At 44.6% G+C, this 7,726-nt stretch carries 7 protein-coding genes and 1 rRNA gene; 6 read left to right on the plus strand and 2 right to left on the minus strand.

What is annotated here, in order from left to right; genetic code table 11:
- Nucleotides 1–106: 106 nt before the first annotated feature.
- Nucleotides 107–221: ribosomal RNA gene (rrf, locus tag A3756_RS13745) — 5S ribosomal RNA — on the plus strand.
- A 258-nt stretch (nucleotides 222–479) separates the two neighbouring features.
- Here rrf and A3756_RS13750 read toward each other — a convergent pair.
- Both A3756_RS13750 and A3756_RS13755 read right to left on the minus strand, forming a co-directional pair.
- Nucleotides 480–1,040, minus strand: a complete 561-nt coding sequence (locus A3756_RS13750; RefSeq protein WP_197470060.1) for an acyl-CoA thioesterase — start codon at nucleotides 1,038–1,040, stop codon at nucleotides 480–482.
- Nucleotides 1,041–1,143: 103 nt separating this feature from the next.
- Nucleotides 1,144–2,139 (minus strand): putative solute-binding protein, encoded by a 996-nt coding sequence (locus A3756_RS13755; RefSeq protein WP_068516429.1) that lies wholly within the window; start codon nucleotides 2,137–2,139, stop codon nucleotides 1,144–1,146.
- Between the two features lie 322 nt (nucleotides 2,140–2,461).
- On the opposite strand from A3756_RS13755, the gene A3756_RS13760 reads away from it, so the two are divergent.
- The 5 genes from A3756_RS13760 to A3756_RS13780 all read left to right on the plus strand — a co-directional run.
- Nucleotides 2,462–4,009 carry a 2-isopropylmalate synthase gene (locus tag A3756_RS13760; RefSeq protein WP_068553697.1) on the plus strand — a complete coding sequence of 516 codons (1,548 nt, stop codon included), beginning with the start codon at nucleotides 2,462–2,464 and terminating at the stop codon, nucleotides 4,007–4,009.
- Nucleotides 4,010–4,014: 5 nt separating this feature from the next.
- Nucleotides 4,015–4,845, plus strand: a complete 831-nt coding sequence (locus A3756_RS13765) for a hypothetical protein (RefSeq protein ID WP_068553698.1) — start codon at nucleotides 4,015–4,017, stop codon at nucleotides 4,843–4,845.
- On the plus strand, nucleotides 4,838–5,308 hold the full coding sequence (rimI, locus tag A3756_RS13770) for a ribosomal protein S18-alanine N-acetyltransferase (protein ID WP_255374941.1): 471 nt from the start codon (nucleotides 4,838–4,840) through the stop codon (nucleotides 5,306–5,308). Before A3756_RS13765 ends, rimI begins: the two co-directional genes overlap by 8 nt.
- Before the next feature lie 107 nt (nucleotides 5,309–5,415).
- Entirely contained in the window at nucleotides 5,416–6,996 is a 1,581-nt protein-coding gene (gene prfC / locus A3756_RS13775) for a peptide chain release factor 3 (RefSeq protein ID WP_068553700.1), read from the plus strand.
- On the plus strand, nucleotides 6,997–7,726 hold a 730-nt coding region (locus tag A3756_RS13780), incomplete at its 3' end, for a TatD family hydrolase (RefSeq protein WP_068553701.1).

Here is a 7,726-nt window from a genome sequence, read left to right on the forward strand (position 1 = left end):
GATATGAGTCTTCGTTAGACAGCAGAGATAAAATTAGCTATTACTTGCTATTGTTAAAGACGCAGAATTAAGTGTTGTTGATCAAGTATCAGCAACCGAAGTTTTGTCTGACGACCATAGAGCTTTGGAACCACCTGATCCCATCCCGAACTCAGAAGTGAAACGAAGCATCGCCGATGGTAGTGTGGGAGGTCCCATGTGAGAGTAGGTCATCGTCAGGCTTCTATTAGAAACCCCAGTAGGTCGTCCTACTGGGGTTTTTTATTGCCTGGTGAAAAGGCAAATTTAGAAAATATGAAAAAACCTTGGAGATATACGTCTTCAAGGGTTTTTTGTTAATAGTTATAGCTCTGAATTAAACTTGCTACTATCTGACCGTGTTAGTAAGTAAATCAGGTGCCGCTGCTTATTATGTAGGTGTTCACGCTGGCTGTTGTAAGCAACACGCGTAAAACAGAGTTTTTATACCGGCATGGTATTTAGCTTTGCCGGTATTTCTCGAACTCTACGTTGATCTGCTCTTCAGTCATATGTTCCGTATTACTGATCCACTTATCGTGAATCTCTTTCAGCCGCAGATCATGTTCTTTACGAAGCTCCCTTCTTACTTTTGCTGCAATATAGCGCTGTTTTTGCTTATCTGCTTTAAAGTCGAGTGGCGGAACTTCTGTGGGCTTTCCATCCTCACCCATTGCTACCATAGTAAAATAGCAGCTGTTGGTATGGCGCTTCTCGTGAGAGTGAATATCTTCAGCAACGACTTTGACGCCTACTTCCATTGACGTGCGTCCGACGTAGTTTACAGAAGATAAAAAGGTGACGAGTTCGCCAATTTTAATCGGTTGGCGAAAGTTAACTTGGTCTACAGAAAGGGTGACGGCGTAATGGCCGCTATAGCGTGATGCGCAGGTATAAGCGACCTGGTCTAGTAGCTTTAATAGTGCGCCGCCGTGTACGTTACCTGAAAAGTTAGCCATTTCAGGTGTCATTAGCATAGTGAATATTACTGGCTCATTAGTGCCATATTGAATGTCAGACATAAGTTTGCTCCTCTAATGGTGCTATTGTAGACCTAAAGAGAAGCACTGATAATAAAAAAGGCCCCTTAAAAGGAGCCTTTTTATAATCTGCTAAGCTATTAGCCTATTCAGGAGTTGCACACTCACTTGCAGATGGGTTTTCAGCACAACGGATTTTCCAAAGCAGCTTAAGCGCTTTAGGGTCCATTTTACCTTCAGCTTTAAGTGCTAGACGAATGTCACGGCTAAACTTAACTAGCTCTTTTTTAGTCTCTTCGTTAGTTTTGATCCAGTACTTAGCTGGTATTTCTTTTTCGGCATCAGCAACTAGTTTATTGATAGCTTTCAAGCGGCCAACAACGTATTTACGCATTTTGTTACCAAAGTCTGCTGGGAAGTTGTCTTTCTTGGTGATTGTTTGAAGCATGCCGTAATATAGACGGTAGTCAAGAATGCCACCTTTGTCGCCAAGGCCGTGGTATAGCTCAAAAGTGTTGTAAGCTAGTGCTGGCATGAAAAGGATATCAATGTTGCCGTTGTTGAACTGGCCAGAGAACGTTGCCAAAGAAGTGCCTACAGGTGATGCGCCGGCCATGTTAGCAAGCTTGTGAGTCTGTGGGTCTTCATTAAGAACTGAAATCTTCTTGCCGCTGAAGTCTGCAACTGTATTGATGTTCTTATCGTTTACGAACGCGAACATAGAGCCAACAGGCCATGCAGCAACTGCTTCATATTGACCGTTTGTCATGATTTTGCCAGCCTTAGGGCTTGCAAGAGTAGCAAGAATTTTACCAAGACCAGAGTCGGAAGTGATACCGCCAATTGCATCAAGTGTCCCTGCGAAAGGAACAAATTGACGTGATAGGATTGCACTCAAGTGAGCGCCGTCACATACACCAGCTTTGAAGTCGTTAGCAGCAACTTTTTCATCGGTATAAGCGATAAACTCAAGATCTAAACCCCATGCGATAGCTTTTGGCTTTAAATCTGAATAGAAAGTCATTACTGGGCCGTTCTTCCCTACTGGATCCCATGTACAAATTGTTTTCTTTTCTAGCGCTGACGCTAGCGTACTAAAAAGAAAAATTACTGCGGTAAATAGTATTTTCTGTGCCGTCATCTTGACGTATCCCCAATTAAAATTACAAGTTCAAAGCGAAGCGCGAATTTTCGTCTATAATCGCGAGAAGTTCAATGGTCTTTGCTTTATTTGATAGACCAATTCGCAATATCGAGCATATGATAGTTTACTAGGTTGTTTACTCTAGACACTCTATAGGCTCGCTACTCTGTAGAGATATCGAAATAACGTGAATTCTTACTGACTGAGCATTGTTTAACTTAGGTCTTGTCGCTATAGTTAGCGGTTTGATTTAATAAGCTGCAATGTATTGTATTAGCTTAGATAAACTCTTTAGGATATTGATTTAGGAGCACGGCGAATGTCCGATAAAAATAAGCTTGTTATCTTTGATACGACCCTACGAGATGGCGAGCAAAGCCCCGGTGCATCGATGACCAAGGCAGAGAAATTGAGAATTGCTCGTGCACTTGAGAAGATGCGTGTTGATGTTATTGAAGCGGGGTTTGCGATTGCAAGTCCGGGCGACTTTGAGTCGGTTAAATCTATCGCTGATACAATAGTAGATTCTCGAATATGTTCTCTATCCAGAGCATTGGATAAGGATATCGATCGTGCTGCTGAAGCTTTAAGAGGAGCAAATGCGTCGCGTATTCACACCTTCATCGCAACCTCTCCGATCCATATGAAGTATAAGCTTCAAATGGAGCCGGATGCAGTTGTCGAGCAAGCTGTGCGAGCAGTAAAAAGAGCGCGAAGCTATACAGATGATGTCGAGTTTTCATGTGAAGATGCTGGTCGTTCAGAGTTGGATTTTCTTTGTCGTATTATAGAGCAAGCGATTAATGCTGGTGCTTCCACAATAAATATCCCGGATACGGTGGGCTATGCGATTCCCGAGCAGTTTGGTGAAACCATAAAAAACCTTATCGAGCGAATTCCAAATTCAGACAAAGCTATTTTCTCAGTTCATTGTCACAATGATCTCGGCTTAGCTGTTGCAAACTCTTTGTCTGCGGTAACCAATGGTGCACGCCAGATTGAATGTACTATTAACGGATTGGGTGAGCGAGCCGGAAATGCTTCTTTGGAAGAGGTTGTAATGGCAGTTCGTACACGATCTGACTTTTTTGACCTATCGACAAATATCGACTCTACACAGATCGTGCCTTGCTCGCGGTTAGTGTCGACGATTACTGGCTTCCCGGTTCAGCCAAATAAAGCAATTGTTGGTGCAAATGCGTTTGCGCATGAGTCTGGCATTCACCAGGATGGTATATTGAAGCATCGAGAAACTTACGAAATTATGAAGGCTCAAGATGTTGGCTGGCATACTAATAGTCTGGTTCTAGGTAAACACTCTGGCAGAAATGCATTTCGTTCCAGAATAGAAGAGCTTGGAATTTCATTGGAGTCTGAGACTGAGTTAAATCAGGCGTTTGCAGCATTTAAAGAATTGGCAGATAAAAAACACGAGATATTTGATGAGGATCTGCATGCATTGGTAAGTTCGACTAAATCTCTAGATCAGGTCGATCTCTATTCCTTGGTTTGTTTGTCAGTGTGTTCCGAGACAGGTGTTGTGCCTGTCTCAAAGGTTACTTTGCTCGTCGATGGAGAGGAAAAGTCTGCTGAGTCAGACGGTAGTGGCCCGGTTGATGCAACCTATAAGGCAATCGAGAAGATAGTTAACTCGGGTGCTGCGCAGCAATTATATTCTGTAAATAGCATCACAAGTGGAACCGACTCTCAAGGGGAGGTAACGGTTCGGCTAGAGAAAGACGGGCGTATTGTAAATGGTTTAGGTGCAGATACCGATATTGTCATTGCTTCTGCCAAGGCTTATTTGCATGCGCTTAACCTGCTCGAGCGTCACGACCCACGTCAGCACCCGCAAGGCGATGTATAAGTAGTATGTTGGCGCTATCCGATAGGCAGTCGCACCTCAGTGCGATGGGGGTTCACCAGTGGTATACCCGAACAAAGCTTTCCGGAGCTGCGCCGACGCCTGAGACAGTCCTCTTTCAGCCCGCGATAACAGAACTCTGCGAATCAGACTTAAAGCATGCTCTGCAGGATTCACTTGCGCCAGAGCGTAATGTTACGGAGAGTTTGGCTGCGGTAGAGAGAGCTCACTCTGCCATGGATATTCTAAAATCGGGTGGGCTTCGTCCTAGCGATGGTGAGGAGCCGGTTCAAGAGAGTCTTGAGTCGCGAGCACCTGTAGGAAGAAATCAGGCAGATTCTGAAGGTGTTGATATTAGTGCTTTGCCTTCATTATCTGGTGATCGCGCCTTAGATAGTTTTTCTCTGGTTCTATATAGAACCAGTCATGGTTTGATAATTTCTGAGTCTTTGGAGCCGGCAAGTCATCCAGTAGAGCTGACTCTGCTAAAAAATATAATTAAATCAAAAGCAGGCATGCATGACCTGCATGATAAGCCAGAATTCCAACAGCTGTTCAGTTGGCCGGTGTTCCGCTCTCTTAACTTGCAAAGTAAGCAAGGGGGGGATTTACCTGTTCTGCTGGCAAGTTGGATCAACTCCCATTGCGCTGAAGATGTAAAGAGTGTTCTGTATTTTGGGGCGGCGTATCCGCAGCTGAAGAAATTCTACGCCGAGCTAGTTTCATCCAGACCCGCTCTTAGCTTTAACGTTTTTAGTCATTCCCTGGCCGACATGCTTCGTTTCCCGCAGCGCAAGTCAGACACCTGGGTAGAATTGTGTGCTTACTTTGGTGAGTAAGTTGACTTCAATTTCCTTTCGAGACTTATGTAAAGCAGATTTAGACGCGGTCTTAAATATTGAAAGACGAGCCTACCCTTTACCCTGGAGTCAAAAAATGCTCGAGACCTCTCTAGGCAAAGATGACTGTTTTGGCGTAGAGCGGGCAGGGGTGCTTATTGGTTATGCTTTTGTTTCATGTGTATTGGATGAAGCGCACTTGCTGAATATATGCATTGATCCTGCATATGCGAGAAAAGGCTTTGGTCGAAAGCTTCTTCAATACACGGTATCTAAAGCGATACAGAAGCAAGCAAATGTATTTTTTCTTGAGGTCAGAGAGTCGAATCGCCAGGCAATCGACTTATATTTCTCTGAAGGATTTAATGAGGTTGGTGTGAGACCAAATTATTATCCTGCTGCTCAAGGAAAAGAAAATGCCGTATTAATGACACTAGAGTTATCGGTCGACCTTCAAGTCTAAATTTTTCTCTTGCTGCGAAAAAATACTCAGACGTTTATAATCACAGAAATTTTTATTAAGGCTGGTTTTCGGACTGGCATGCCGAAATCTTAAGGTAAGTATTCTTAATGTCACAAATAACAGATGAAATCTCCACGCGTAGAACCTTTGCGATTATTTCTCACCCTGATGCGGGTAAGACCACCATTACTGAAAAAGTCCTGTTATTTGGCGCGGCGATTCAAAAAGCCGGTACCGTGAAAGGGAAGAAAAGCGGTCAGCATGCAAAGTCTGATTGGATGGAAATGGAAAAGGAGCGTGGTATCTCGGTAACGACCTCGGTGATGCAGTTTCCATTTAATAAATGTCTGGTTAATTTGCTTGATACGCCGGGGCACGAAGATTTCTCGGAAGATACTTATCGAACCTTAACTGCGGTTGACTCTAGTTTGATGGTGATTGATTCAGCCAAAGGTGTAGAGGAACGTACAATCAAATTAATGGAGGTTACGCGTCTTCGTGACACGCCTATTGTAACCTTTATGAATAAGCTCGATAGGGATATTAGAGATCCGATAGAGTTAATGGACGAAGTGGAAGACGTTCTAAAGATTGTGTGTGCACCAATCACCTGGCCTATTGGCATGGGTAAAGAGTTTAAAGGTGTTTATCACTTATATAAGGATGAGACAGTCCTTTATCAGACGGGGCAAGGTCATCAGATTCAGGATTCAAGAGTAATAAAAGGTCTCGATAATCCAGAGCTGGAAGAGGCGATTGGGCATTATGCAGAAGAACTTAGAGATGAAATTGAATTAGTTAAAGGTGCATCGCACGAGTTTGATCATGAGCTATTTTTAGCAGGCGAACTGACGCCGGTGTACTTCGGTACCGCTCTGGGTAATTTTGGTGTAGACCATATGCTTGAAGGCTTAACTGAGTGGGCGCCTGCGCCGCAATCACGAGCGACGAATGTGCGCCAGGTTGAGGCCGAAGAAGAAAAGTTCACAGGCTTCGTTTTTAAAATTCAGGCAAATATGGACCCAATGCATCGAGACAGAATCGCATTTATGCGCATTTGTTCGGGAAAGTATAAGAAAGGAATGAAGTTAAAGCATGTTCGCACAGGTAAAGATGTGCGTGTTTCAGATGCGGTGACCTTTATGGCAGGTGACCGAGAACATGCAGATGAGGCTTATGCAGGCGATATTATTGGTTTGCATAATCACGGGACGATTCAGATAGGTGATACCTTTACTGAGGGTGAGCAGCTTAAGTTTGCGGGCATTCCAAACTTTGCGCCTGAGCTTTTTAGACGAATTCGTTTGAAAGATCCTCTGAAGATGAAGCAGCTTAACAAAGGCTTGATTCAATTGTCTGAAGAAGGCGCTGTTCAGGTGTTTCGTCCGCTGAAGTCAAATGACTTGATAGTTGGTGCCGTCGGGGTGCTTCAGTTCGATGTCGTAGTGCATCGATTAAAGGCTGAATATAAGGTCGATGCTATGTATGAGCCGATCAGCGTTGCGACGGCGCGCTGGGTGTCGTGTGATGACCCGGTCAAACTAGAGGCGTTTAGAAAGAAATGCTTTGATAATTTAGCTTTGGATGGGGGGGATAACTTGAGTTATATCGCGCCAACGATGGTGAATTTACAGTTATCTGAAGAGCGCTACCCTGAAGTGCAGTTTAGAAAGACGCGAGAGCACTAATTGCAGAATGAGGTGATAGGTCCGGAGCTTTACGATACTCATTGTCATTTAGATTTTGTTGAGTTTGAGGGGCGGCAAGAAGCCCTGCTTGAAAGTTGTCGCCGGGCAAGTGTAACAAAGTTGATTATCCCATCGATTGATCGTGGATCATGGGAGGGGGTGCAAGGCTTATCGCTTGGCCATCCTCAGCTAAGTTATGCCTTAGGGTTGCATCCTCTTTTTATAGCTAGGCATTCTTTAGGCGATATTAGCAGGCTTGATGCGTGCTTATCCCCGCGGCCTGAGGGGCTGGTTGCTGTTGGCGAGATAGGGCTTGATGTAACGGCAGCAGATATGGCTCTGCAGTACAGCTTGTTTGAGGCGCAGTTGGCGCTTGCAAGTGATCATGGTTTGCCCGTTATCATGCATGCTCGAAAAACGCATTCCCAGATACTGTCCGCATTAAAGAAGTTTCCAGGGAAGGGGGTGATTCATGCCTTCTCCGGAGGCAAGGACTTGCTCGATCAGTATGTCGCCAAAGGGATAAGCATCGGTGTAGGTTGCGTTATTACTTGGCCAAGTGCCACGCGAACCCGATCCGCTGTTGCGACAGCCCCTTTGGGTAGTTTGTTGTTGGAGACGGATAGCCCGGATATGAGAGTTTCCGGGTTGAGGCGAGAGTTTGGTTGTCCTTCGGATATTCGTCAGGTTTTTTCGGCGCTATGTAATATTCGCTCTGAAAGCCCTGAAA

The organism is Oleiphilus sp. HI0086 (assembly GCF_001635225.1).